Below are 22998 nucleotides of genomic sequence, written 5' to 3' on the forward strand. Positions count from 1 at the left end.
TTGACTCCCTCCCCGTAGCAGCAGCCTCGTTCCTTCGGCAGCGGCTACAGAGGTTGCGGTCAAATCACCGCGTTGTCGCAAAAGGTCTTGAGGGTACGACGCAGCCAGCGGTGGGCATGGTCGTTGTCCAGCCGCGGATGCCAGGCCTGGACGATATCCACCGGCTGCAGGGTGATCGGCAGCTCGAACGGGCGCAGTTTGAGGCCCAGTGGCTCCAGGTTTTTGAGCAGCACCTGGGGCATCAGCGGCAGGATCAGATCCTCCCCTGCCAGGGCAAAAATCGCCGAGTAGAACGTCGGCGTGGTAAACGACACCCGACGCTCCAGCCCCTGTTCGGCCAGCAGCGCATCAATCGGCCCGCGGGCATGGCCCCTGCGGGACACACTGATGTGGTCAAAACCGGCAAAGCGCCGGGCCGTAACGGGCTCATCAAAAATCGGATGCCCTTCCCGTGCCAACCCCACAAACGGACAGGTAAACAGCCTCTGGACCTTGATATCCGGGCTGAAGCGGTTAGTGGCGCAGATAGTCAGGTCAATGCGACCTTCATTCAGTGCCTCGTCATCAGTAAAACCCTCAGGTACCACCCGCAACGTAGCCTTGGGCATCTCCAGGGCCATTTGCTGGCGCAGTGCTGCGCCATACACACCAAAAAACACGTCATTGGCGCGAATGCTGAACGTACGCTCCAGCTCACGCAAATCACTGTTCTGGCTCTGGGTGAACACCCCGTGCGCCAGCTCCACCACACCGCGCACCTGTTCACGCAACTCCAGGGCACGGGGCGTGGGCACCAGGCCACGCCCTGAACGCACCAGAATGGGGTCGTTCAAGACCTCGCGAATCCGGGTCAGGGTGCGGCTCATGGCCGGGGCACTCAGGTTCATGCGTCGGGCAGCACCCACCACAGAGCCCTCTTCGAGCAAGACATTCAAGGTAACCAGCAGATTCAAGTCAGGTATTTGCATGGAGCAAAGGGTATCGGCTAACGCTCCCCCTGCCTAGCCAACCAGCAATGCACCATTGTTGCGCAGCAGGTAAAACAGTTTCGCTCACTCTTAGCTAGCTAACTAAGAGTGGCATTGATACATTGCCGCTCGTCAGGTTTGCGCCTGACGCTCTCTTTGGTTGAGATTTTTGGCCATTACCGGATCCCCATGATGGTAATGGCCTTTTTTACGCCTGCCGCTTTTCCTGCCCCACGATAGAGCCATCCCCAGTGGTGGACCCGCCAGACCTGAACTACGCTGCCAGCCCAATCCACTACAGCAATTGGGGACTTTATGCGGCTGGGTAAAAAGATTTCGAATCTGGAACAGTTGGTCTGCAAAAATTACCGCTGGATCCACGCCACCCGCATCAGCCTGGCGTTCCTGATTACCTTTGTTGTCATCCGCTTCTTCAAGCTCGACGGCGCCTCCTATGCCCTGATCACCATGCTCATTGTCATGGGACCACAGCCCTACTGGGGCAACGTATTCTCCCGGGCCCTGCAGCGTACCGGCGGCACAGTACTGGGCGCGCTGTCCGGGCTGGTGGCGCTGTATCTGGAGATGCACTCTTTTAGCCTGATGCTGCTCTGGTGCGCGGTGATGATGTTTATTGCCGGCTACCTGACCCTGGGCAAACACCCCTATATGGCCCTGCTGATCGGAGCAACCCTGGCGGTGGTCAGCTGCGCCCCGCCCAATGACATGGAGTCGGCACTCACCCGCAGCGGCTATGTGCTGGCAGGTTCTTTGTTGGCCATGCTCTACACCAGCATTTACCCACAGCGGGCCTATACCGACCTGCGGATCAAGTTCAGCGAGAGCCTGGGCAAGATCAATACCCTGTACTCGCAATACTTCTCCCCGCGAATCCCCGAACGCCCCAATCTGGATGATCAACTGAAGAATGAACTGGACGCGGTCATCAAGTTGCGCAACTACATCACCCCTGCCAGCAACGAAAGCAACCTCAAGCCACAAGTGTTCGAGTCCCTGCAAACCCTGCACCGCAACCTGCTGGCCACCATGAGCCTGATGATCGATGCGTATTGGTCATCACGGGAAAGCCACCTGCTGATCGAAAGCGAGCCCGCCTTGAACGGTCTGCACCAGTTGATCCCGCAAGCGCTCGAATCGCTGCAGAACAAGCTGTGTATGGGCATTTCCAACAACCAGATCAGCGGCGAACTGCGCCAGAAAGCCCACGATCTCAAGGAGCTTGTGCTCAAGAGCCTGGACGGCAAGATCACCGAGACACCCTTTTATGCCTATGTCTGGCTAAGCCTGGAGATGCTCAGGCAATTGACCGAACTCAATGACCAGTTGCATGCCGCGCTGTACCACTGCGGCCATCGGCATTTGTTTAAAAACGACAAGTTGCCCGACGAAAAATAACGTAACACCCACAGCAAAAAGTTACATCCGACTCATTTAGATGACTTATCGCACTAAAGATGAAGAATCTTCGTACATAAACATGTAATTTTCAGCGATTAACGACGCTTAAACCACAAACTCAAAACATATAACAAATTGTTTTGTAAGAAGTTTTTAACAAAACCTTGTATTTCATTTTGTGTCAACAACCTCTGACCCGCACGCCTGCAACACCTGGCCTGCCTGAAATTATGGTCTAGGCTCTGCTCGCACCCGTATTAATGGATTTGAACGGTTGAGCTTATGAAACGACAACAGGCATTAAAAAAACCCACTCACTCGTCAACCCGCCTTCACACGTACCCATCGTGTGGAGTGTTTTGCATGCGCGCACGCCTGAGCGGCACTCCAGAACGTTAATTCTTACCGCACTGTAGATAGGAGGGCTTATGCAGCTCACCCCCAGAGAAGTCGAAAAGCTGATGGTTTACACCCTGTCGGACGTCGCATTCCGGCGCAAGGCTCGCGGCTTGAAATTGAACTATCCAGAGGCTGTTTCAATTATCACCGTGACCGCCCTGGAAGGCGCACGCGATGGCAAGTCGGTTGAGGATGTGATGACCGAGGCCAGCAAAGTACTCACCAAGGATGACGTGATGGAAGGCGTCAGCGACCTTATTCCCAACGTTCAGGTTGAAGCGATTTTCACCGACGGCAGTCGTCTGGTCACGGTCCACGACCCGATCAAGTAACCGTCTGCTTTAAACCCGGTAAACGCAAAACTTTCACGTTTTGAGGAATCAGTCATGAGCACCAAAGAGACAGCAGGCCCGCACCAGGATACTCACCCGAACCACAGCATCCCCCACGCCAAGAACCCCGGTGGCGTCAGCAAGGGCAATGAAGCCGATGTGCCTCTGGGCGGCACGATTTACGCCAGCACGCCCATCACCTTTAACGAAGACCGCCCCGTCACCAAGGTAAAGGTGCGCAACACCGGTGACCGTCCGATCCAGATCGGCTCGCACTTTCACTTCTTTGAAGTCAACCGTGCCCTGGAATTCGACCGCGCCGCCGCCTTTGGCAAGCGCCTGAACATCACGGCCACCACAGCCATCCGCTTCGAGCCGGGCGACGAAATCGAAGTGCCGTTGATCCCCTACGGTGGCAAGCAAACGCTTTACGGCTTCAACAACCTGGTCGATGGCTGGGTACCGGACAAGCTCACCAGCAACCATGAGCGCCCGGAAAAACTGCAGGCCATCCAGCGCGCAGTCGATCGCGGCTTCAAGTTCTCCGAGCCGGCCAAGCCGTCCAAGCCCGTCAACGACAAGTAACCACGCATTCTCATACTTTGCACTCGCGCCGTTGAACCATTGACGCTCGCGCGGCATTAGAAAAGGAGCCACCGATGCCAACCATTTCACGCAAAGAATACGCAGGCCTGTTCGGCCCAACCACGGGCGACAAAATCCGCCTGGGTGACACCAACCTGTTTGTCGAGATTGAAAAGGACCTGCGCGGTTACGGTGAAGAATCCGTTTACGGCGGCGGCAAATCCCTGCGCGACGGCATGGGCGCCGACAATACCCTGACCCGCGACAACGGCGTACTGGACCTGGTTATCACCAACGTCACCATCATCGACGCGATCCAGGGCGTAATCAAAGCCGACGTGGGTATCCGTGACGGCAAGATCGTCGGGATCGGCAAAAGCGGCAACCCGGGCATCATGAGCGGCGTGACCCCCGGCCTGGTCGTGGGTGTGAGCACCGACGCCATCTCCGGCGAGCACCTGATCCTGACTGCAGCCGGGATCGACACCCACATTCACTTGATCTCGCCGCAGCAGGCTTACCACGGGCTGTCCAACGGCATCACCACCTTCTTCGGCGGCGGTATCGGCCCTACCGATGGCACCAACGGCACCACCGTGACTGCCGGCCCCTGGAACATCCGCCAGATGCTGCGTTCGCTCGAAGGGCTGCCGATCAACGTCGGCATGCTGGGCAAGGGCAACTCCTTTGGCCGCGAGCCGCTGGCCGAACAGATCATCGCCGGTGTCGCCGGGCTCAAGGTTCACGAAGACTGGGGCGCAACCTCAAACGCACTGCGCCATGCGCTGCGTACCGCCGACGAGATGGACGTGCAGGTGTCGGTGCACACTGACAGCTTGAACGAATGTGGCTACGTCGAAGACACCATTGATGCTTTCGAAGGTCGCACCATTCACACCTTCCACACGGAAGGCGCCGGTGGTGGTCACGCCCCCGACATCATCAAGGTGGCCAGCCAGAGCAACGTACTGCCAAGCTCGACCAACCCGACCCTGCCTTACGGCGTCAACAGCCAGGCCGAGCTGTTCGACATGATCATGGTCTGCCACAACCTCAACCCGAACGTGCCGGCTGACGTGTCGTTTGCTGAAAGCCGCGTACGCCCGGAAACCATTGCCGCCGAAAACGTGCTGCAGGACATGGGCGTGATCTCCATGTTTTCCAGTGACTCCCAGGCCATGGGCCGGGTCGGTGAAAACTGGCTGCGGGTGATGCAAACCGCCCATGCGATGAAAGTGTCGCGTGGCAAACTGCCGGAAGACAGCGCCGATAACGACAACTTCCGGGTGCTGCGTTACGTGGCCAAGATCACCATCAACCCGGCACTGGCCCAGGGTATCAGCCATGTGCTGGGCTCGGTGGAAGTCGGCAAGATGGCCGACCTGGTGCTGTGGGATCCGCGTTTCTTCGGGGCCAAACCGAAAATGGTGATCAAGGGCGGCATGATCAACTGGGCCGCCATGGGTGACCCGAACGCCTCTCTGCCAACCCCGCAGCCGGTGTTCTACCGTCCGATGTTCGGTGCCTTCGGCAAGTCCCTGCAAGACACCTGCGTGACCTTCGTGTCGCAAGCGGCGCTGGAAGACGGCGTGAAAGAAAAGGCCGGGCTGGAGCGTCAGGTCATGGCGGTGCGCGGTTGCCGCACCGTGTCCAAAAAGGACCTGGTGCGCAATGACCAGACCCCGCATATCGACGTTGATCCGGAAACTTTCGCGGTAAAAGTCGACGGCGTACACGCCACGTGCAAGCCCATCGATGTGGCCACCATGAACCAGCGTTATTTCTTTGGCTAATGCCTGAACGGGCCGCTACCGGGGGCACCTGCACCCGGTGGCACACGCCCGGCACATGATTCAGGGAAGGAGTTTGCGACGTGATTTTGATTGAACACATACTCGGCAACGCCAAGAAAGACCCGCACTGGCAACACAAACTCGAAGGCGCCAAGGTTGACCTGCTGGTGCTCGACCAGCGTGAAGCGCAAAAAAGTCGCTGCCGGCGCACCAGCCTCGGCGGTCTTGACCTGGGCATTTCGCTGGAACGTAACGTGGTGCTCTCGGACGGCGATGTGCTGCTCTGGGATGAAGGCTCCAACACCGCCGTGGTGGTGCAACTGAACCTGCGCGACGTGATGGTCATCGATCTCAAGGAGCTGAAAAAACAGCCCCTGGACGTGCTGATCAAAACCAGCTTCGAGCTCGGCCATGCCCTGGGCAACCAGCACTGGAAAGCCGTGACCAAAAACAACGAGGTCTATATCCCGCTCACCGTCGAAACCAAAATGATGGACTCGGTGATGCGCACCCACGGCTTTCAACACCTGCCGTACGCTTTTGTTGGCGGCGCCGAAATCCTGCCGCTGCTGACCACATCCGAGGCGCGCCTGCTGTTTGGCGGTGCCGAAGAAACCGACACCCATGTTCACGTGGCCAGCCCGCAAGACAAGCTGGACGCTGCCGCCCTGAAGATCCAGGGCGTGCACAGCCATGACGCACACAGTCACAGTCACGACAACGGCCATACGTTTCACAGCCATAAGCACTGAACCCGGCAAGAAGGCGCATAGATGAACGCATCAGATCTAATTCGCATCATGCAGTTTGGCGATTCCGTATTGCCGGTCGGTGCCTTTTCGTTCTCCAACGGCGTGGAATCGGCCATTCAAAAAGGCATCGTCCACGATGTCCCGACCCTGAAGGGTTTTGTGCTCACCGCCCTCAAGCAGGCGGCCAGCTGTGACGGCATGGGCGTGGTCGCTGCGCACCGGGCTGCCGTGGCAGAAGACCGCGACGGCATTTTACGCGCCGACTGGGCGGTGAATAACCGCAAGCTCAATGAAGAAAGCCGGTTGATGGCCACGCGCATGGGCAAAAAACTGGCGGAAATGTCGATCCATGTCGTCGAAAAACCGCTGGTGCGCTGGTGGCTTGAACAGATCAAGGCCGGCAACGCGGCAGGCACCTACCCCGTCACCCAGGCCGTGGTGATGTCGACCCAGGGCATCGGTGCCCGTGAGGTCGTGGTGATGCACCAGTACGGCGTGGCCATGACCATCCTCAGCGCGGCCATGCGCCTGATGCGGGTCACGCACCTGGACACCCAGCACATCCTGTTCGAACTCAACCACGACATTGAAGCGTTCTGCGATATCGCCGAAGTCGGCGATATCGAGCAGATGTCCTCCTATGTCCCGATAGTCGATGTGCTCGCCGCCGTGCACGTCAAGGCACATGTACGGCTATTCATGAACTGACACCCCGGGCTGCGTCGGCATGTGTCGACGCAGCTTCCGCTCCCCTATCTGGTAAGGAAATAACCGTGAAAAAGATTACTCGTATTGGTATTGGCGGCCCGGTCGGTTCAGGTAAAACCGCGATCATCGAAGTGATCACTCCGATCCTGATCAACCGTGGCTACAAGCCCTTGATCATCACCAACGATATCGTCACCACCGAAGATGCCAAACAGGTCAAACGTACCCTCAAGGGTATCCTCGATGAAGACAAGATCCTCGGTGTGGAAACGGGTGCCTGCCCGCACACCGCAGTGCGTGAAGACCCGAGTATGAACATTGCCGCGGTCGAGGAAATGGAAGAGAAGTTCCCCGACAGCGACCTGATCATGATCGAGAGCGGCGGTGACAACCTGACCCTGACCTTCAGTCCGGCCCTGGCCGACTTTTATATCTACGTGATCGACGTCGCCGAAGGCGAGAAAATCCCGCGCAAAAATGGCCCGGGGCTGGTGCAGGCCGATATCCTGATCATCAACAAGATCGACCTCGCCCCCTACGTTGGCGCCAGCCTTGATGTGATGGAAAGCGACACCAAAGTGGTACGCGGCAACCGCCCGTATATCCTCACCAACTGCAAGACCGGCCAGGGCATTGAAGAACTGGTGGACATGATCGAGCACATGTTCCTGTTCGCACAAAAACCGGCGGTCAAAAGCGGGGTCAGTGCATGACAGCGCAGAGCCAGATCGTGAACAACCCGTCACGGCTACGCGCTCACTCACTCGGCATTGATGCGCCGGAGCTGTCGCAGTACCAGGACGAACCGGCGCAAATGCACAGCGGTGCCGTGGGTAAAAGCGGCTACCTGCGCCTGGGTTTTGAAAAGCGCGGTAACCGCAGCGTGCTGGCGGACATGGAGCGCCGCGTACCATCGCTGGTGCAACGGGCCTTGTATTGGGACGAGGAAATGCCCGAGCTGCCCTGTGTGACCATGATTTCAACTTCGGGCTGCGTGCTGCAGGGCGACCGCCTGGCCACAGATGTCAACGTGGGGGTGGGTGCCTGCGGGCACGTCACCACCCAGTCGGCGACCAAAGTGCATTCGATGAATGCCAACTACGCCTCGCAAATCCAGCACTTCACGATCGAAGAAGGCGGCTACCTGGAGTTTATGCCCGACCCGCTGATCCCCCATCGCAATGCACGGTTTATCACCGACACGCAAATCAGGATCCACCCCACGGCGACGGCCATCTACTGCGAAATCCTGATGTCGGGGCGCAAGTATCACCATGCGGATGAGCGTTTCGGCTTTGACGTTTACTCCTCCCGGGTGCGCGCCGAGAACCTCGAGGGTCGCGAGCTGTTTGTCGAGAAGTACATTCTTGAGCCAAAAAAAGAGAGCCTGGACGCCATTGGCGTGATGCAGACCTTCGATGTGTTCGGCAACGTGGTATTGCTCACGCCCAGGGAGCATCACGACCGGATTGTCGAGCGCATCCCGGCGCTGTTTGACATGCAGGCCGGGCTGGCCAGCGGGGTGACCCGCCTGCCCAACGACTGCGGGCTGATATTCAAGGTGCTGGGCAACGACAGTGGCGAGGTCAAGGCGCAAATCCGCGAGTTCTGGAAGGTGGCCCGCGAAGAAATCCTGGGCGTGACCCTGCAACCGGCGTTTTTGTGGAAGTAGCTGTGTAGCAGCTGCCGAAGGAACGAGGCTGCGTCCGGCGGCGCAGCCGTCGTAATTCCTGAGGACAGGGTTTGACTGGCACACCGCAGTGCCTGATTTTGCGACGGCTGCGCCGCCGAACGCAGCCTCGTTCCTACGGCAGCTGCTACGCAAGCTGATCCTGGCCAAATGCTCAATTGGGAGAGTCAATATGGAAGCTGCATCCAAGTGGTCGAAAATCGTGGATGGCAACGTCGTCCTTGAGTTTATCGACGTCACCCTGCGTGGTTGTGCTCAGGTCATGTTCCAGAATAACCCGCTGACCGGGCTACTGTTTTTTGCCGCCATTTTTGTCGGCGCGTTTGGCGAAGGCAACCCGGCCATGGCCTTCGGCAGTGTCCTGGGCACGGTCGTGGCAACCCTTACCGGTATGCACCTCAAGGACCGCACTTCCTGGAAGGCCGGCCTCTATGGCTATAACGGCTGCCTGGTCGGCGCTGCCCTGCCTACCTTCCTCGCTGTCACACCCATCCTGTGGCTGTGCATTATCCTCGGCAGTGTGGTCTCGGTAATCGTCACCATCTGCATCGCCGATATTCTGAAGACCTGGAAAGTCGCCGCCCTCACGGCGCCCTTCGTGCTGGTGACCTGGACCATGCTGCTGGCCAGCTATGCCTTTGGCGGCCTGAACACCAGCGCCCTGCCCGTGCCCAACCTGCCCCATGATCTGGTCGCGTACAACACCAGCCTGTTCGATGGTATCGACCTGTTCAAGAGCACGTTCTACGGGATCTCCGAAGTGTTCTTGATCAGCACGGTGATCGGCAGCGTGCTGTTTCTCGCCGGGTTGGCGGTGTCATCGTTGTGGGCCGCGGTGTTCGGCCTGCTGGGCTCGCTGCTGGCGGTGCTGGTGGCCGTGGTGCTGCAAGCCGAACACGCCAGCATCAATAACGGCCTGTATGCCTTCAGCGCCGTGCTGACTGCCATCGCCCTGGGTTCGACCTTCAACAAGCCCAGCTGGCGCGTGTTGATCTACACCCTGATTGGCGTGGTTTTCACTGTATTTGTGCAAGGCGCCTTGAATACAGTACTGGCCCCGGTTGGCATCCCGACATTGACCATGCCCTTTGTACTGGCTTCCTGGCTGTTTCTGGTGCCCAACAAAGACGTCATGCCGGCCCACCGTCAATAATTTCGATCCCTTTGCCGGAGTCTTTCCATGACCGCGATTGCCTACCCCCTGACAAATGCCGAGCCGTCGAACACCACACGGCGCGCCATTTATCTGCTGACCGGCCTGATCGTGGCCAACCTGCTGGCTTGGGCCTGGGCCTTTATCGAGTTCGGCAACAACCCGGTCTTGATGGGCACCGCATTGCTCGCGTACGGCTTCGGCCTGCGCCACGCCGTGGACGCCGACCATATTGCCGCCATCGACAATGTCACCCGCAAGCTGATGCAACAGGGCAAACGCCCGATAGCCGTAGGCACCTGGTTCTCCCTGGGGCATTCGACCATTGTGGTGCTGGCGTCTTTCGCGATTGCGGCCACGGCAATGGCGTTCAAGGACGATATGGAGTGGTTCCATGAAACCGGCGGCCTGATCGGCACCCTGGTGTCCTCGGTATTCCTGCTGCTGTTCGGCGTGCTCAACCTGGTCATCCTGATCTCGGTGTACAAGAAGTTCAAACAGGTCAAGGCCGGCCACACCCTGCCCCCCGAAGAACTGGACCTGATCACCACCCACCAGGGTGGCCTGATGGCGCGAATTTTTGGTCGGGTGTTCAACCTGGTTAACAAAAGCTGGCACATGTACCCGGTGGGCTTTCTGTTTGGCCTGGGCTTTGACACTGCCACCGAAATCGGCTTGCTGGGCATCAGCGCCACCAGCGCCTCCCACGGCATCAGCCTGTGGTCAATCATGGTGTTCCCGGTGCTGTTTGCGGTGGGCATGGCCCTGATCGATTCACTGGACAACTTCGTGATGATCGGTGCCTACGGCTGGGCGTTTTCCAAACCGGTGCGCAAGCTCTACTACAACATCACCATCACTGCCGCCTCGGTGGTGGTGGCCCTGTTTATTGGTGGTGTCGAAGCGCTGGGGTTGATTGCCGAAAAACTGCAACTCACCGGCGGGATATGGACGCCGATCAATGCCATCAGTGAAAACTTTGGCGAGATTGGCTACTGGATCATCGGGATGTTTGTCCTGTGCTGGCTGATTTCGGCCCTCAATTACTACATCCGCGGCTATGACCAACTGCCTGCCAACGCCTGATCAGAGGCTCAAGCACACGGGCTGCTGGTGGCAGCCCGATAAACCTGACCTACACTCCCCTCACCCCTTAACTGACGCGTCGTAGGTGCCATGACTTTATTACAGGACGTAAAAAATCGGATCTCCTTTGCCTATGGGGTCGCCTTGCTGGTTGCGATCAACGGCTTTCTTTTGTTTCTGCCGGTGCTGGAACGTGGCGTTGCCCATGCCAATGCCAAATCCGGCTCCTTTGATACCTGGAAGGAGGCATTAAGCTTTTTAGCCTTGCTGGAAATCCCCGGGTTTGTGGTGGGGCTTGTACTCCTGCTGATGTCACTGGGGCTGTTGATCAAGTCACGCATCAGCTGGTTTTTTTCCCTGCTGCTGCTGGTGGCCACGGTCTGCGTGGATTTTTTCATTCTGAAAAAACCTGACGGCGTGACCTTCTTCTCGCTGGTCACCATTGCCGTGCTGGCCTTCTATTGGCGCCGTTTTGACCACTACAGCCTGGCCTCGGGCAGCTTCTTTGCGGTGGTCAGCATCGCCTCACTGATCGTCTACAGCACGCTGGGCACGCTCTACATCGGTGATGGCTTTGCACCGCCGGTGACGGACCTGCCATCGGCGTTCTACTTCGCCATCGTGGTGATGTCCACCGTAGGCTTTGGTGACATCGTCCCGCATACCACCGATGCGCGTTTTTTCACCCTGACAGTGATCATCCTGGGCATCACCATCTTCGCGATTTCGGTGGCGTCCATTGCCGGCCCGCTGATCAGCAACAACATCCAACGTATTGTTAAAGGCAGGATTACCCATATGGCGCGTAAAAATCACTACATTCTCGTTGGCGTTGGTTCCCTGGCACAAAACGTCTACAAAGGTCTGACCGATCGCGGCGAACACGTCACGGTGGTATGCGCGGCCGGCAGCCAGCATGACCTGCCGGAAAAGGCCGATATCATTGAAGGTGACCCGTCGGCCGCGTCGACCCTGAAACTGGCCGGAGCAGCGGACGCCAAGTACATCGTCACCCTGTGCGACAGCGACGCCGAAAACGTGTTCACCATCCTCGCGGCCAAGGAAGTGGCAGGCGACGAAACCCAGATCATCGCACTGGTCAACGAAACGCGGAACATGCCCAAGGTCAAACGCGTCAACCCGACCATGGTGCTGTCGTTGCCGTTGCTGGGCAGTGAGTTGCTGGTGCGTACCCTGCAGGGCGATCAAATCAACAATGATCTGATCACCGAGATGTTCTTCGGCAAGCGTACGTCTTTGGCCTGAGACTTGGCAGGATAAAAAAAGCCCTCTGACGAGGGCTTTTTCATGGGCGCTGCAAGGGCTTATTGCGGGGTATCGGATGCAGGCAGCGGCGTAACCTTGGCCCCGGCAATCAGACCCAGTTCGACGGCAGCAAAACCGATTACCAGGCTGATCACCAGATAGCAGATGGAGACAAAAACACTGCCCGGGTCTTGCATCATCTCGACTGCGCCAAACACGAAACTGGAGAACGTGGATAACCCGCCCATGATCCCGGTGCCGACCATCACGTGCACGTACTGGTTGATGCGGTTGCTCTTGAACAGCGACGTGGCCACGCCCAGCAGGAACGCGGCGACGATATTGGCGACAAAGATATCCATGGGAAAACCATCGGCCAGGCGCGGCACCGAGAGCATGACGAACTCGCGGCACATGGCGCCGAACGCACCACCGACGAAAATCAGAATAATCATGTTGAGCATGGTGTGACTCCTGAGTCAGCGCGCCAGCCAGGCGCCGAAAGCGGCGGCGGCCAGGCCGACCAGTACCGAGATGATCAGATAACCTGCGGCCCATGCACGATCCCTGGCCTTGGCCAGTTTCGAGGCATCCAGCTGCATGCTGCTGAATGTGGTGTAACCGCCCAGGATACCGGTGAGCACCGCGGCGCTGAGGAAGTCGCCGTAGCGGTCGCGCCAGTCCACGGTAAACAGGATGCTCAGGTAACCGATTACAAAGGCGCCGCTGACGTTGATCAAAAATGTACCCAGCGGAAACGGCCCCTTATAGAACTGCCCTACCCGCAAACCGATCCACCAGCGCAACAGCGAGCCCAGCCCGCCCCCCAGCCCGACCCAGAAAACATCCAGCGCAGTCATGAAAGTCCCTCTCGTGTCTGTTGGTGAGTGGGGGAAACTCTAGTTCATAAAACAGCGGGCGGGCATGACTTGGGCCGGGTCTTTCGCTGTTACAGAAGAGTCCATGCCGGGGGCAGTGAGGCCTGAATGGCGCAGCTCATATTTGCTCAAGCTTTCAAACTGGCGCTCCTGAGAGTTGCAGGGTATTTGAGCAGCACAGGACGTAAAGCCAACTTGCAAAAGTCCCATCATGGGACCAGGATCGTTTTATGAGAATCATCGCAGTCAGTCAGCTCAAGATTTTTTGGCAACAGCACCCAGGCTCAGAGCAATCCTTCCTCTGCTGGATAGATGAAGCGAAAAAGGCAAACTGGCAAACGCCGGCCGACATCAAGGCGCCGTTTCGCCATGCCAGCATTCTCAAGAGCAACCGGGTCGTGTTCAACATCAAAGGTAACGACTATCGGCTCGTGGTAGCTGTGGCCTACCGCTTCAGCGCCATCTATATCAAATTCGCAGGCACTCACCAGCAGTACGACGCCATCGATGCCAACACCGTGGAAATGGAGTAAGCCATGAATATTCGTCCAATTCGCACCGAGCAGGACTACAAAGACGCACTGAAGTCGGTTTCGCCGCTGTTCGACAATGAACCGCAGCCCGGGACACCTGAGGGCGATTACCTGGAGGTTATGATCACCCTGATCGAAGCCTACGAAGCCAAGCACTTTCCCGTCGACCTGCCCAACCCGGTGGATGCCATCCGCTTCAGGATGGAGCAGTCCGGGTTGTCAGCGGCTGACCTGGTGCCTGCGATCGGCCGGCAGAACCGGGTGTATGAAGTGCTCAACGGCAAGCGCTCCCTGACCCTGCCCATGATCTGGAAGCTGCATGAGATGTTTGGCATCCCGGCAGAGAGTCTGATCAAGCCGGTCAAGTCGTGACCGCCGGGGTAGGCAAAATCATGGGCGCGGGTGAAAAGGAGTACCATGCCCTCCGGCTTCATCCTATCGCCCCATGGAACCCCTATGTTTCCCAACGCTGAACGCTACAACCACTCCACCGAATACGCCAACAAACTGGTCGACCGCATCGGCCAGACCCCGGCCTGGATTGCCCTGCGCCTCGGGGTCACGGAAAAACGCATGCGCTATATCCTCGCTGGGTCCCGCACGATCAAGGGCGACACCACCGAAATCCTGATGAGCTATGCCGAGCAGTTCTGCCTGGAATGCCTGGCCGCCGAAGCCAAGGCCGCCAAGGATCGTGCCCGCTCCAAGGCCGCCGCCAGCCCTGCCAGCGACGCTTAGAACAACCCCAGTTGCCCGCCCACCAGGGCGCTGAAGTTGTCATCGACAAACACCAGAATCGCGTCGGCCACCGGTTGCAGCTGACGCGACAGATAGTGCTCGTAATCCACTTCTGCGGTGCGGTTCTCCAACGGCTGGGGGCCGGCCACGGTGATCACGTAGCTGATCGTCCCGCCATTCTGGTACTGCCGGGGCCGCCCCTGCCGGTCGTTATACTCATCGGCCAGCCGCGCCGCCCGCACATGGGGCGGCACATTGCGCTCGTAATCACTGAGCGGGCGGCGCAGGCGCTTGCGGTAGATCAGCAGTTCATCATGCTCACCCGCCAGGGTGGCACGCACAAAGTCACGCACGTAGGCCTGCCAGGGCTGACGATTGAAGATGCGCAGGTACAACGCCTGCTGGAACTGCCGGGCCAGCGGTGACCAGTCGCTGCGCACGGTCTCAAGCCCCTTGTAGACCATCTCCCGACGGCCGTCGGCGTGCACCACCAACCCCGCATAGCGCTTTTTGCTGCCCTCTTCGGCGCCACGAATGGTGGGCATGAAAAAGCGGCTGTAGTGGGTCTCGAATTGCAGCTCCAGTGCGCTGGTCAGCCCATACTCGTCACGCACATGGGCCTGCCACCAGTCGTTGACGTACTGCACCAGCTCACGGCCGATACTCGCCGCGTCCTCCTCACTGTGCTGACTGCGCAGCCAGACAAAGGTGGAGTCCGTGTCGCCATAGATCACGCTATAGCCCCGGGCCTCGATCAGTGCCCGCGTCTTGAGCATGATTTCATGCCCGCGCAGGGTGATCGAGGATGCCAGCCGCGTATCAAAAAACCGGCAACCGCTGGAGCCCAGCACCCCGTAAAACGCATTCATGATGATTTTCAGGGCCTGTGACAGGGGCGCGTTTTTGTCCCGCTTGGCCACTTCGCGCCCCTTGGCCACGCGCTCGATAATGGCCGGCAAGCAATGCCGGGTGCGAGAGAAACGCGCACCGCGAAAGCCCGGTACCGAGGTTTCATCGCCAGGCTCGCGCAAGCCTTCAACCAGCCCCAGCGGGTCAATCAAAAAAGTGCGGATAATCGACGGGTACAGGCTTTTGTAATCGAGCACCAGCACCGACTCATACAACCCCGGCTCGGACTCCATGACAAAGCCGCCGGGGCTGGCCTGGGGCGGTTTGTCCCCCAGATTGGGGGCGACAAAGCCCTGACGGTGCATCAACGGCATATACAGGTGATAAAAGGCCGCCACCGAGCCACCGCTGCGATCGGCCTCCAGCCCCGTGACCGAGGCGCGCTCCAGCAAAAAGGTCAGCAGCTCGGTTTTCGCGAAAATCCGCGTGACCAGTTCGCAGTCCTTGAGGTTGTAGCGCGCCAACGCAGGTTTGTCGTGGGCAAACATGCGGTTGATTTCGTCCATGCGCTGGTACGGCGTGCTGATGTCCTTGCCTTCGCCAAGCAGGGTCTGGGCGACGTTTTCCAGGCTGAAAGACGGGAACGACCAAGTCGCTGAGCGCAACGACTCGATGCCATCAATGATCAAGCGGCCCGCAGCACTGGCGAAAAAATGGTTTTTGCGCGTGCCGTGTTCGCGCCACTGCATTTCACTGCTGCCACGCCCCAGCAGCAACGGGATACCAAGGCGCCGGGCATGCTCGTGCAACACCCGCATGTCGAACTGCACCACATTCCAGCCGATGATCGCGTCGGGGTCATGCCGGGCCATCCACTGGTTAAGACGCAGCAACAGGTCGCCGCGGCTGGCGCAGAACTCCAGGTCGAAATCCACCGGGGTATCGGCCGCGGTGGCCTTGCCCAGCATATACACCTGGCGCTGGCCACAGCCCTCGAGGGCAATGGAATACAGATCGCCCTGCTCGCTGGTTTCAATATCCAGGGACACCAGTTTCAACCGTGGCCGGTAGTCGGGATGCGGCTTGATCCGGGCGTCCAGCAGCGGGCCATCGCCCTGTACACGGCCGCCAAAGCTCACCGGCGCAGTGATAAAACGCTCCATCAGGAACCGCTCCGGCGGGCGTATATCGGCCTCGTACACATCGACCCCGGCGCGGCGCAGGCGCTGGGCGATGTCCATCAACTGGGCATGCTGGCGGCAGTAGAGGCCGATCACCGGGCGCGACTGAAAATCACACAGCGCCAACTCACGCCATTCGATATCGCGCTCGTTCTGCAGCAGAGCCTGGGCCTGGCCAAGCTGAATCTTGGGGATAAACGCGGTGCAGGTTTGGTAAGGCAGGCGCACCTGCTGCGGCCCGTCATCGGTGGCCAACCAGAAGTCGACCTCGATACCCGACGGCGTATCACGCCAGTGCCGGGTCAGGACAAAGCCCTGCCTCAAGTCCATTACGCGGTTACAGGCATGTCGCCAGCATCGCCAGGCGGCGCATGGCAGCAGCATCACCCGGCTGTTGGGCGTAGTAGCTCACTGCCGTGCCGGTGCCCTGGGGCGTCAGATCGGCAAAGGACTCGGCGCCACGGGTGTAGACGGTCTGTTTGCCAGCCTTGTCGTTATTGATATAGGCACTGGCATCGACCCCGAACACGCTTTCATCCTGCCAGGAAAACTTGATGCATTCGGCGACCAGCGCCGTGGCTTTTTCCGAAACCAGCACCCGGGTCGGGGCCTGGCTACGGGCAGTGTCCATCGCAGGAGACACACAACCGGCCAGCATGGCCAGACTCATGACGCTAATCAGCATTCGCATTGGATAGCCTCTGGATAAAGGTCAATACGATATCACGCAGCCAGTGCCCATAGGTGGCTAAATAACCAGTAGTCCGCTGAATGGGCTTGGTCCCACAGAGAAAATATGTCGCCGGTATTGCAGTTAAAACCACCGGGGACAAATCCATTCCTGGGGGTGGCTACAGCAAAAGCAAAAATTTGAACAACACCAACCCTGCTCCCCGAGCGCAACACCTATAACCGCTCGTCATTTAAAAGAGACCCAGCCCACAGAATCAGCAGCATTTGCGTCGCCAGCCAGCGAATTTCGCGGTTGCTGCTAGCTTCAGTAAACAAATAAACACGCCGGGCATCGGACGATAAACCGCCAAAGAGCGATTGAAGGAGCACTACGATGGGAGCAAGTACCGCTCGCAAGGCCAGCTTTACCGCCCTCACCCTGATCCTGACGCCGCTGGCGGGCTGGGCCGACAACGCCCGTGACTGGCAAAACACCCCCACCGACCTGAACATGCTGTTCGGCTATTACAACCGCGTCGACTCCAATACCCCCATCGACACCTCGCTACCCATCGACGGTCTGTCCCTCAATGCCGACCTGTATATCCTGCGTTATGCCCGTAGCTTCGGTATCGACGGGCGCAACAGTGCCTTCGAGATCCTGCAGCCTTACGCCGATCTATCCGCATCATTCGACAACGCCCGCTATTTCACCGGTACCAAACACAACGGTGGCATGGGTGACACCCAATTGGTGTTCGCACACAACATCTTTGGCGGCCCCGCCCTGAGCAAGGAGGAGTTCGCCAAATGGACTCCCGAGACCTTTCTCACGGCAGCCCTGACAGTCACCACCCCCACCGGCGACTATGACAAGAACCGGGTGATCAATATCGGTGCCAATCGCTGGGTGTACAAACCCGAACTGGGTTTCGGCACCCCCATCGGCCCCACCTGGCTGGAGATCAACACCATGGTGTCGTTGTTCGGGTCCAACGATGAATACCAGGGCAACAGCAAGCTCGAACAAAAACCCCTGTATGCCATCGAAGGCCATTACAGCTACGACTTCAACCGCGCCCTGTGGGCTTCGCTGGACGCCACCTATAGCCGGGGCGGCGAGACAAAAATTGACGGCGACTGGCAGGACAACAAACAGGAAAGCACCCTGGCAGGCGCCAGCATGGGCTTTATGCTCACCCCCCAATTCGGCGGCCTGCTGGCCTATACCGACACCGTGAGCGAGCGCAAAGGCTCACCGGATATCGCCACCTGGACGCTGCGCATGCAGTACGTCTGGTAAGCGTCGTGACCATGCCTCGGGTACGTCGCGTAGTGCCAGGCCTGTTACTGGCCCTGGCCTTGCACGCCCATGCCGGCGACCCGTACGCCATCGAGCCCGCAGCTGTGCAGGCCCTGGAGCAGATGGGCAGTTACCTGCGCAGCCTCAAGCAGTTTGGCGTCGAGGCCCGCAGCCAGACAGACCAGGTACTGGATAACGGCCAGACCGTCGAATTTCGGCACACCACCCGACTGCTGGCCCAACCGCCGGACAAGCTGCTGGTCTCGGTGGACAATCAGGGCATACACCGCACCCTCTATTACAACGGCAAGCGCTTCACCCTCTACCAGAGCCCCAGCCCCTACTACGCAAGCGCCCCCGCTCCGGCGAACATCAACGCACTGATCGACCTGCTCAATAGTCGCTATGGCATCGAGTTGCCGCTGGCCGACCTGTTTCGCTGGAACGCCAACATCGTCAGACAGGCCGGTTTGCGTTCGGCCGTGCTGATTGGCAGTGAGACGCTGGACGGCCAGCGCTGTGATCATTACGCCTTGCGTCAGGATGCTATCGACTGGCAGATGTGGCTGCGTGAGGGCGAACAGCGCCTGCCGTGCCGCCTGACCATCACCCGCCGCGACATACCCGAGCAGCCGCGTCACAGCGTCGACTTTACCTGGCAGCTCACACCGGCAATCAGCGCCCACAGCTTTGATTTTGATCCGCCCGCAGGTGCCCAGGAAGTGCCGTTGCAGTGGGCCCCGAGCAAATACAGCCTGGAGGCGCAACCATGAAGCGTCTGCACTGGCTGTTCTGTGGCGTGCTCAGCGCCTGCCTGCTGCACACCTCTGTCGCCCTGGCCTGGCAACTGCGCGGTGGTGGCGGCGCACGGACTTTTGTGCTGCCGCACACTGGCGGACACCCAGCGCCGCACCCCATGCCACAGCCACAGCCGCATCCACAGCCGCATCCACAGCCGGGGCCGCACCCCTACCCGCAGCCGGCCCCCCAACCGCATCCCTACCCGGCACCACGGCCCATGCCACCTCCGCCACGGCCCTTGCCTGCGCCACCACCACCGGACAACTGGTATCACCCGTGGGCAGCCGCCGCCGTGGTGGGTGCAACCACGGCCACGGCAATAGCCATCGGCTCGCAAGTCACCAGCGTGCCTGCGGACTGCGTATCGGTCGTGGCCAACAATGTGGCGTATCAACACTGCGGACCAACCTGGTATCAGCCCCGCTATGTGGGTGGCAACGTGCAGTTTGTGGTGGTCCCCGCCCCCTGGTAATCGTGCTCAAGCAAGGAATGCTTTATGACAGCGCTCAACGATCTGAATGCCCTGCAAGCCAGCATCGCCGAAGCGGTATTGGGCCAGGACGAGGTTATCCGCCAGATCATCGTCGGCTTGCTGGCCAACGGTCATCTGCTCCTCGAAAGCCTGCCAGGTTTGGCCAAGACCCGCACCGTCAAGGCGTTGGCCAGGCACCTGGAGGCGCAGATGAGCCGTATCCAGTTCACCCCTGACCTGCTGCCATCGGACATCACCGGCGCCGAGGTGCTGCACCAGGTGGACGGCCAGAACCTGATCCGTTTTCAACCCGGGCCGTTGTTCGGCAACCTGATCCTGGCCGACGAAATCAACCGCGCCCCGGCCAAGGTGCAGGCGGCCCTGCTTGAAGCCATGGAAGAACGGCAGATCACCGTCGCCGGCAACAGCCACCCGCTGCCCACACTGTTTATGGTGCTGGCTACGCAAAACCCCATCGAACAGGAAGGTACCTACCCGCTGCCCGAGGCGCAGATGGACCGCTTTGTGATGAAAGTGCTGCTCGACTACCCAAGCCCGGCAGATGAATCCCGGGTGCTGCGCATGCTGCGCGCTGAGGAACAGGTGCAGCACGCCACGGCCGATACAGCCCCGCCGTTTACCCTGGGTCAGGAGGTGATTTTCGCGGCTCGCCGCGAAGTCGCCACAGTGGCCGTGTCCCCCGCCATCGATGCTTACCTGATCGACCTGATCAACGCCACCCGCCGTCCTGCCGACTATGACGCCGATCTGGCCCGCTGGATCAGTATCGGCGCCAGCCCCCGCGGCGGTATCGGCCTTGACCGCTGCGCCCGTGCCGACGCCTGGCTGCGCGGCCAGGCCTTTGTCACCCCGGACAACGTGCGCGCCGTGGCGTATCCGGTACTGCGCCACCGCCTGCAACTGAGCTACGACGCCGTGGCCGATGGCGTCAGCGCTGATCAGGTACTGCAACGCATACTCGACAAAGTCGCGATACCTGCCTGATGCACGCCCAACGGCAGGAGGCCGACGGCCTGGTATACGTCTCGCTTGCGCAACTGATGGCGCTGGAGTTCAAAGCGCGGGCGTTGAGTTTTGTCGCCCGCCAACCCCACGGCAGTATCCTCTCGGGCAACCATGCTTCGCGCTTGCGTGGCCGCGGCCTGAATTTTGACGAACTACGCCGCTATCAACCCGGTGACGACCTGCGCCACCTCGACTGGCGCGCCTCATTGCGCACTGGCAAGCCAGTGGTGCGTACCTTTACCGAAGAACGCGACCGCCCGGCCTTGATCGTGGTCGACCAGCGCATGTCGATGTTTTTTGGCTCCAGCCGCAGCTTCAAATCCGCCACCGCTGCCGAACTGGGTGCACTGGCCGCATGGATGGTGTTCAACGCCGGCGACCGGGTCGGTGGGCTGATCTTTAACGACCAGCGCATCGACAGCATTGCCCCGCTGCGCAGCCGCAAACGGGTGGAGGCGTTGTGCAGCAAAATTGCCCGGCAAAACCAGGAACTCAATGCCACTCAACCGGACTGCGAAGACGCCGACCAACTGGACAAGGTTCTGCAACAGTGCCTGGCCATCGCCGGTCACGACCACCTGATTTGCCTGATCAGCGATTTCGCCGGGGCCGGGCCGCACACCCTGCAGTTGCTGCGCCAACTGGCAGTGCACAACGATGTCATCGCCATGCAGGTGTACGACCCATTGGCGCTGGACCTGCCCGACACCGGGCGCTTGCTGGTTACCCAGGGCCAGTTGCAAGTGGAGCTGGCGGTAGAGCACGCACACGTACGCCAGCCGCTGGGCAACTTCCTCAGCGGGCGCTTCAAGGACATCGCCAGCCTGCTGCGCCGCAGCCAGGTGCCGCTGATGATGTTCAGCACCGCGCAGGATACTCACAGCCAGCTGCGAATCGAACTGGGCAAACTGGGCGGGGCGCGGCCATGACCAGTCCTATCCCCAGCATTGACCAACTGCAAACCCTGGCCCTGCCTGCACCTGTCAGCTACCTGCCGCAGACCTGGGGCTGGTGGGCCTTGCTTGGGGTTGTGCTGACCGGCCTGGCGGTCTGGGCGGCACGCGCCTGCTGGCAGTGGCGGCGTGACCGCTACCGGCGCGAGGCCTTGCAACGGCTGGCACAACTGCGCGCGGCCAACGATCCGCTGGGCACCTTGCGCGAACTGCCCACGCTGCTTAAACGGGTGGCACTGTCCATGCCCGTCCCGCAGGCAGCGGCGCCTCTGCAGGGCGAGGCCTGGCAGGACTTTTTACAACGCCACGGCCCACCGCCTGTGCCCGAGGATTTCAGCCAGCAACTGGCGTTTCTGGCCTACGCCCAGGATGAGCAATTGCTCGCCCTGCCCGCCGCACAACGCCAGCAGTTGGTCGACACCTGTACACGCTGGGTGGAGCTGCACCATGTGGCAGTTTGATTATCCCTGGTTGCTGCTGTTGCTGCCCTTGCCGTGGTTCGGCTACCGCTGGCTGCCCGCATACCGCGAAGCCCGCAGTGCGGTACGCGTGCCATTTTTCAACGCCATGAGCCGCGCTGTCGATCAAGCACCACAGATCGCAGGTGCGCAGCACAACATCTGGCAATTGCTGCTCAACCTGCTGGTGTGGACATTGCTGGTGGTGGCCGTGGCCAGACCGGTATGGGTCGAAAAACCCATCGAGCGCCAGCAACCGGTGCGCGACCTGATGCTTGCCATCGATATCTCTCAATCGATGCAAACCACGGATTTCACCGACGCCAGCGGGCAGAGGATCGACCGCCTGAGCGCGGTCAAACACGTGGTGCAGGACTTTATCGCCCGGCGCAAGGACGACCGCATCGGCCTGATCCTGTTTGGTAGCGCTGCCTATCCGCAAGCGCCACTGACCCTCGACCACGCCAGCCTGTCGCTGCTGCTGGACGACACCGGCATCGGCATGGCCGGGCCCGACACCGCTATCGGCGACGCCATCGGCCTGAGCCTGAAACTGCTCGACCAGGCACACGAGCAGGAGAAAGTACTGATCCTGCTCACCGACGGCAACGACACCAGCAGCGCCATCCCCGTGCCCCGTGCCACGGCCATGGCGGCGGCCAAAGGGGTAGTGATCCACACCATCGGCATAGGCGATCCGAATGCCGACGGCGAAGCCAAGGTCAACCTTGCAGCCCTGCAGAGCATCGCCAAAAGCACCGGCGGCCAGTACTTTCGCGCAGAAGACCGTGACAGCCTGAACCAGGTCTACGCCACCCTCGACCAGCTCACCCCGCACAGGGTGCAAACCTTCAGCCACCAGCCCAAACGTGACCTGTTCTGGTTGCCCGTAGCGGCCGCCATCAGCCTGATAGCGCTGTATCATCTGCTCGCACTGCTGGCCGCACGGCGCCACCCGCGCTCACCACCGCGGGAGGCCTGAA

Annotated in this window: 26 protein-coding genes; 21 read left to right on the plus strand and 5 right to left on the minus strand. The window is 59.8% G+C overall.

Annotated elements, in window-relative coordinates; all coding sequences use genetic code 11:
* Positions 1–59 precede the first annotated feature (59 nt).
* Positions 60–968, minus strand: coding sequence for a LysR family transcriptional regulator (locus EQV96_RS02765; RefSeq protein WP_240881230.1), 909 nt, complete (start codon positions 966–968; stop codon positions 60–62).
* A 315-nt stretch (positions 969–1283) separates the two neighbouring features.
* Between EQV96_RS02765 and EQV96_RS02770 the strand changes: the two genes are divergently transcribed.
* The 11 genes from EQV96_RS02770 to kch all read left to right on the plus strand — a co-directional run bounded on the left by EQV96_RS02770 (position 1284) and on the right by kch (position 12151).
* Positions 1284–2384 carry an FUSC family protein gene (locus EQV96_RS02770; RefSeq protein WP_095000476.1) on the plus strand — a complete coding sequence of 367 codons (1101 nt, stop codon included), beginning with the start codon at positions 1284–1286 and terminating at the stop codon, positions 2382–2384.
* Positions 2385–2815: 431 nt separating this feature from the next.
* The gene (locus tag EQV96_RS02775) at positions 2816–3118 is read left to right on the plus strand and encodes an urease subunit gamma (protein ID WP_016781195.1); all 303 of its coding nucleotides are present in this window, start codon (positions 2816–2818) and stop codon (positions 3116–3118) included.
* 54 nt (positions 3119–3172) lie between these two features.
* Complete coding sequence (locus tag EQV96_RS02780; protein ID WP_153328757.1) at positions 3173–3703, plus strand: urease subunit beta; 531 nt, start codon at positions 3173–3175, stop codon at positions 3701–3703.
* 74 nt (positions 3704–3777) lie between these two features.
* Entirely contained in the window at positions 3778–5496 is a 1719-nt protein-coding gene (locus EQV96_RS02785) for an urease subunit alpha (RefSeq protein WP_095000477.1), read from the plus strand.
* Positions 5497–5576: 80 nt separating this feature from the next.
* Positions 5577–6248, plus strand: coding sequence for a hypothetical protein (gene ureE, locus EQV96_RS02790; RefSeq protein ID WP_095018078.1), 672 nt, complete (start codon positions 5577–5579; stop codon positions 6246–6248).
* Positions 6249–6269: 21 nt separating this feature from the next.
* Positions 6270–6956: an urease accessory protein UreF gene (locus EQV96_RS02795; RefSeq protein ID WP_095000479.1), complete on the plus strand. Its 687-nt coding sequence runs from the start codon at positions 6270–6272 to the stop codon at positions 6954–6956.
* A 65-nt stretch (positions 6957–7021) separates the two neighbouring features.
* Entirely contained in the window at positions 7022–7669 is a 648-nt protein-coding gene (gene ureG / locus EQV96_RS02800; RefSeq protein WP_016781201.1) for an urease accessory protein UreG, read from the plus strand.
* Positions 7666–8628 (plus strand): urease accessory protein UreD, encoded by a 963-nt coding sequence (locus tag EQV96_RS02805; protein ID WP_240881231.1) that lies wholly within the window; start codon positions 7666–7668, stop codon positions 8626–8628. The genes ureG and EQV96_RS02805 overlap by 4 nt, the downstream gene beginning before the upstream one ends.
* Positions 8629–8818: 190 nt before the next feature.
* Positions 8819–9799: an urea transporter gene (gene yut, locus EQV96_RS02810; RefSeq protein WP_095018079.1), complete on the plus strand. Its 981-nt coding sequence runs from the start codon at positions 8819–8821 to the stop codon at positions 9797–9799.
* 27 nt (positions 9800–9826) lie between these two features.
* Complete coding sequence (locus tag EQV96_RS02815) at positions 9827–10885, plus strand: HoxN/HupN/NixA family nickel/cobalt transporter (protein ID WP_095000482.1); 1059 nt, start codon at positions 9827–9829, stop codon at positions 10883–10885.
* Between the two features lie 90 nt (positions 10886–10975).
* Positions 10976–12151 carry a voltage-gated potassium channel protein gene (gene kch / locus EQV96_RS02820; RefSeq protein ID WP_095000483.1) on the plus strand — a complete coding sequence of 392 codons (1176 nt, stop codon included), beginning with the start codon at positions 10976–10978 and terminating at the stop codon, positions 12149–12151.
* A gap of 59 nt (positions 12152–12210) precedes the next feature.
* Here the strand turns inward: kch and crcB (EQV96_RS02825) are convergent, their stop codons facing one another.
* Both crcB (EQV96_RS02825) and crcB (EQV96_RS02830) read right to left on the minus strand, forming a co-directional pair.
* Complete coding sequence (gene crcB / locus EQV96_RS02825) at positions 12211–12615, minus strand: fluoride efflux transporter CrcB (protein WP_095018080.1); 405 nt, start codon at positions 12613–12615, stop codon at positions 12211–12213.
* Positions 12616–12630: 15 nt separating this feature from the next.
* Positions 12631–13011, minus strand: a complete 381-nt coding sequence (crcB, locus tag EQV96_RS02830; RefSeq protein WP_095018081.1) for a fluoride efflux transporter CrcB — start codon at positions 13009–13011, stop codon at positions 12631–12633.
* A 248-nt stretch (positions 13012–13259) separates the two neighbouring features.
* On the opposite strand from crcB (EQV96_RS02830), the gene EQV96_RS02835 reads away from it, so the two are divergent.
* The 3 genes from EQV96_RS02835 to EQV96_RS02845 all read left to right on the plus strand — a co-directional run bounded on the left by EQV96_RS02835 (position 13260) and on the right by EQV96_RS02845 (position 14300).
* Positions 13260–13562, plus strand: a complete 303-nt coding sequence (locus EQV96_RS02835) for a type II toxin-antitoxin system HigB family toxin (RefSeq protein ID WP_095018082.1) — start codon at positions 13260–13262, stop codon at positions 13560–13562.
* A 3-nt stretch (positions 13563–13565) separates the two neighbouring features.
* Positions 13566–13934 (plus strand): transcriptional regulator, encoded by a 369-nt coding sequence (locus EQV96_RS02840; protein WP_095025844.1) that lies wholly within the window; start codon positions 13566–13568, stop codon positions 13932–13934.
* A gap of 84 nt (positions 13935–14018) precedes the next feature.
* Positions 14019–14300: a hypothetical protein gene (locus EQV96_RS02845; RefSeq protein ID WP_016781210.1), complete on the plus strand. Its 282-nt coding sequence runs from the start codon at positions 14019–14021 to the stop codon at positions 14298–14300.
* Here the strand turns inward: EQV96_RS02845 and EQV96_RS02850 are convergent.
* Both EQV96_RS02850 and EQV96_RS02855 read right to left on the minus strand, forming a co-directional pair.
* Entirely contained in the window at positions 14297–16660 is a 2364-nt protein-coding gene (locus EQV96_RS02850) for a DNA polymerase II (protein ID WP_095023539.1), read from the minus strand. The two genes, EQV96_RS02845 and EQV96_RS02850, sit on opposite strands and share 4 nt — an antisense overlap.
* Positions 16661–16667: 7 nt before the next feature.
* On the minus strand, positions 16668–17021 hold the full coding sequence (locus tag EQV96_RS02855; protein WP_240881232.1) for a hypothetical protein: 354 nt from the start codon (positions 17019–17021) through the stop codon (positions 16668–16670).
* Between the two features lie 375 nt (positions 17022–17396).
* Here EQV96_RS02855 and EQV96_RS02860 point away from each other — a divergent pair, with 375 nt between their 5' ends.
* Genes EQV96_RS02860 through EQV96_RS02890 form a run of 7 tightly spaced genes read left to right on the plus strand, consistent with a single transcriptional unit; the run spans position 17397 to position 22997 of the window.
* Entirely contained in the window at positions 17397–18305 is a 909-nt protein-coding gene (locus EQV96_RS02860; RefSeq protein ID WP_095000488.1) for a transporter, read from the plus strand.
* Positions 18306–18316: 11 nt separating this feature from the next.
* The gene (locus EQV96_RS02865) at positions 18317–19078 is read left to right on the plus strand and encodes a DUF2092 domain-containing protein (protein ID WP_240881594.1); all 762 of its coding nucleotides are present in this window, start codon (positions 18317–18319) and stop codon (positions 19076–19078) included.
* On the plus strand, positions 19075–19578 hold the full coding sequence (locus EQV96_RS02870) for a hypothetical protein (protein WP_240881233.1): 504 nt from the start codon (positions 19075–19077) through the stop codon (positions 19576–19578). The genes EQV96_RS02865 and EQV96_RS02870 overlap by 4 nt, the downstream gene beginning before the upstream one ends.
* A 24-nt stretch (positions 19579–19602) precedes the next feature.
* Positions 19603–20583: a MoxR family ATPase gene (locus EQV96_RS02875; RefSeq protein WP_218723692.1), complete on the plus strand. Its 981-nt coding sequence runs from the start codon at positions 19603–19605 to the stop codon at positions 20581–20583.
* Positions 20583–21533 carry a DUF58 domain-containing protein gene (locus EQV96_RS02880; RefSeq protein WP_095026861.1) on the plus strand — a complete coding sequence of 317 codons (951 nt, stop codon included), beginning with the start codon at positions 20583–20585 and terminating at the stop codon, positions 21531–21533. The genes EQV96_RS02875 and EQV96_RS02880 overlap by 1 nt, the downstream gene beginning before the upstream one ends.
* Positions 21530–22018, plus strand: a complete 489-nt coding sequence (locus EQV96_RS02885) for a DUF4381 domain-containing protein (RefSeq protein WP_095023535.1) — start codon at positions 21530–21532, stop codon at positions 22016–22018. The genes EQV96_RS02880 and EQV96_RS02885 overlap by 4 nt, the downstream gene beginning before the upstream one ends.
* Positions 22005–22997, plus strand: coding sequence for a VWA domain-containing protein (locus tag EQV96_RS02890; RefSeq protein WP_095020973.1), 993 nt, complete (start codon positions 22005–22007; stop codon positions 22995–22997). Before EQV96_RS02885 ends, EQV96_RS02890 begins: the two co-directional genes overlap by 14 nt.
* Position 22998: the final 1 nt, after the last annotated feature.

The organism is Pseudomonas sp. TMW22080 (genome assembly GCF_022496745.1).
Taxonomy (GTDB): domain Bacteria; phylum Pseudomonadota; class Gammaproteobacteria; order Pseudomonadales; family Pseudomonadaceae; genus Aquipseudomonas; species Aquipseudomonas bubulae.

Coding starts and splice junctions, on each gene's coding strand:
- EQV96_RS02765 (WP_240881230.1), bottom strand. CDS start 968: ATGCAAATACCTGACTTGAATCTGCTGGTTACCTTGAATGTCTTGCTC.
- EQV96_RS02770 (WP_095000476.1), top strand. CDS start 1,284: ATGCGGCTGGGTAAAAAGATTTCGAATCTGGAACAGTTGGTCTGCAAA.
- EQV96_RS02775 (WP_016781195.1), top strand. CDS start 2,816: ATGCAGCTCACCCCCAGAGAAGTCGAAAAGCTGATGGTTTACACCCTG.
- EQV96_RS02780 (WP_153328757.1), top strand. CDS start 3,173: ATGAGCACCAAAGAGACAGCAGGCCCGCACCAGGATACTCACCCGAAC.
- EQV96_RS02785 (WP_095000477.1), top strand. CDS start 3,778: ATGCCAACCATTTCACGCAAAGAATACGCAGGCCTGTTCGGCCCAACC.
- EQV96_RS02795 (WP_095000479.1), top strand. CDS start 6,270: ATGAACGCATCAGATCTAATTCGCATCATGCAGTTTGGCGATTCCGTA.
- EQV96_RS02805 (WP_240881231.1), top strand. CDS start 7,666: ATGACAGCGCAGAGCCAGATCGTGAACAACCCGTCACGGCTACGCGCT.
- yut (WP_095018079.1), top strand. CDS start 8,819: ATGGAAGCTGCATCCAAGTGGTCGAAAATCGTGGATGGCAACGTCGTC.
- EQV96_RS02815 (WP_095000482.1), top strand. CDS start 9,827: ATGACCGCGATTGCCTACCCCCTGACAAATGCCGAGCCGTCGAACACC.
- kch (WP_095000483.1), top strand. CDS start 10,976: ATGACTTTATTACAGGACGTAAAAAATCGGATCTCCTTTGCCTATGGG.
- crcB (WP_095018080.1), bottom strand. CDS start 12,615: ATGCTCAACATGATTATTCTGATTTTCGTCGGTGGTGCGTTCGGCGCC.
- crcB (WP_095018081.1), bottom strand. CDS start 13,011: ATGACTGCGCTGGATGTTTTCTGGGTCGGGCTGGGGGGCGGGCTGGGC.
- EQV96_RS02835 (WP_095018082.1), top strand. CDS start 13,260: ATGAGAATCATCGCAGTCAGTCAGCTCAAGATTTTTTGGCAACAGCAC.
- EQV96_RS02840 (WP_095025844.1), top strand. CDS start 13,566: ATGAATATTCGTCCAATTCGCACCGAGCAGGACTACAAAGACGCACTG.
- EQV96_RS02845 (WP_016781210.1), top strand. CDS start 14,019: ATGTTTCCCAACGCTGAACGCTACAACCACTCCACCGAATACGCCAAC.
- EQV96_RS02850 (WP_095023539.1), bottom strand. CDS start 16,660: ATGGACTTGAGGCAGGGCTTTGTCCTGACCCGGCACTGGCGTGATACG.
- EQV96_RS02855 (WP_240881232.1), bottom strand. CDS start 17,021: ATGCGAATGCTGATTAGCGTCATGAGTCTGGCCATGCTGGCCGGTTGT.
- EQV96_RS02860 (WP_095000488.1), top strand. CDS start 17,397: ATGGGAGCAAGTACCGCTCGCAAGGCCAGCTTTACCGCCCTCACCCTG.
- EQV96_RS02865 (WP_240881594.1), top strand. CDS start 18,317: ATGCCTCGGGTACGTCGCGTAGTGCCAGGCCTGTTACTGGCCCTGGCC.
- EQV96_RS02870 (WP_240881233.1), top strand. CDS start 19,075: ATGAAGCGTCTGCACTGGCTGTTCTGTGGCGTGCTCAGCGCCTGCCTG.
- EQV96_RS02875 (WP_218723692.1), top strand. CDS start 19,603: ATGACAGCGCTCAACGATCTGAATGCCCTGCAAGCCAGCATCGCCGAA.
- EQV96_RS02880 (WP_095026861.1), top strand. CDS start 20,583: ATGCACGCCCAACGGCAGGAGGCCGACGGCCTGGTATACGTCTCGCTT.
- EQV96_RS02885 (WP_095023535.1), top strand. CDS start 21,530: ATGACCAGTCCTATCCCCAGCATTGACCAACTGCAAACCCTGGCCCTG.
- EQV96_RS02890 (WP_095020973.1), top strand. CDS start 22,005: ATGTGGCAGTTTGATTATCCCTGGTTGCTGCTGTTGCTGCCCTTGCCG.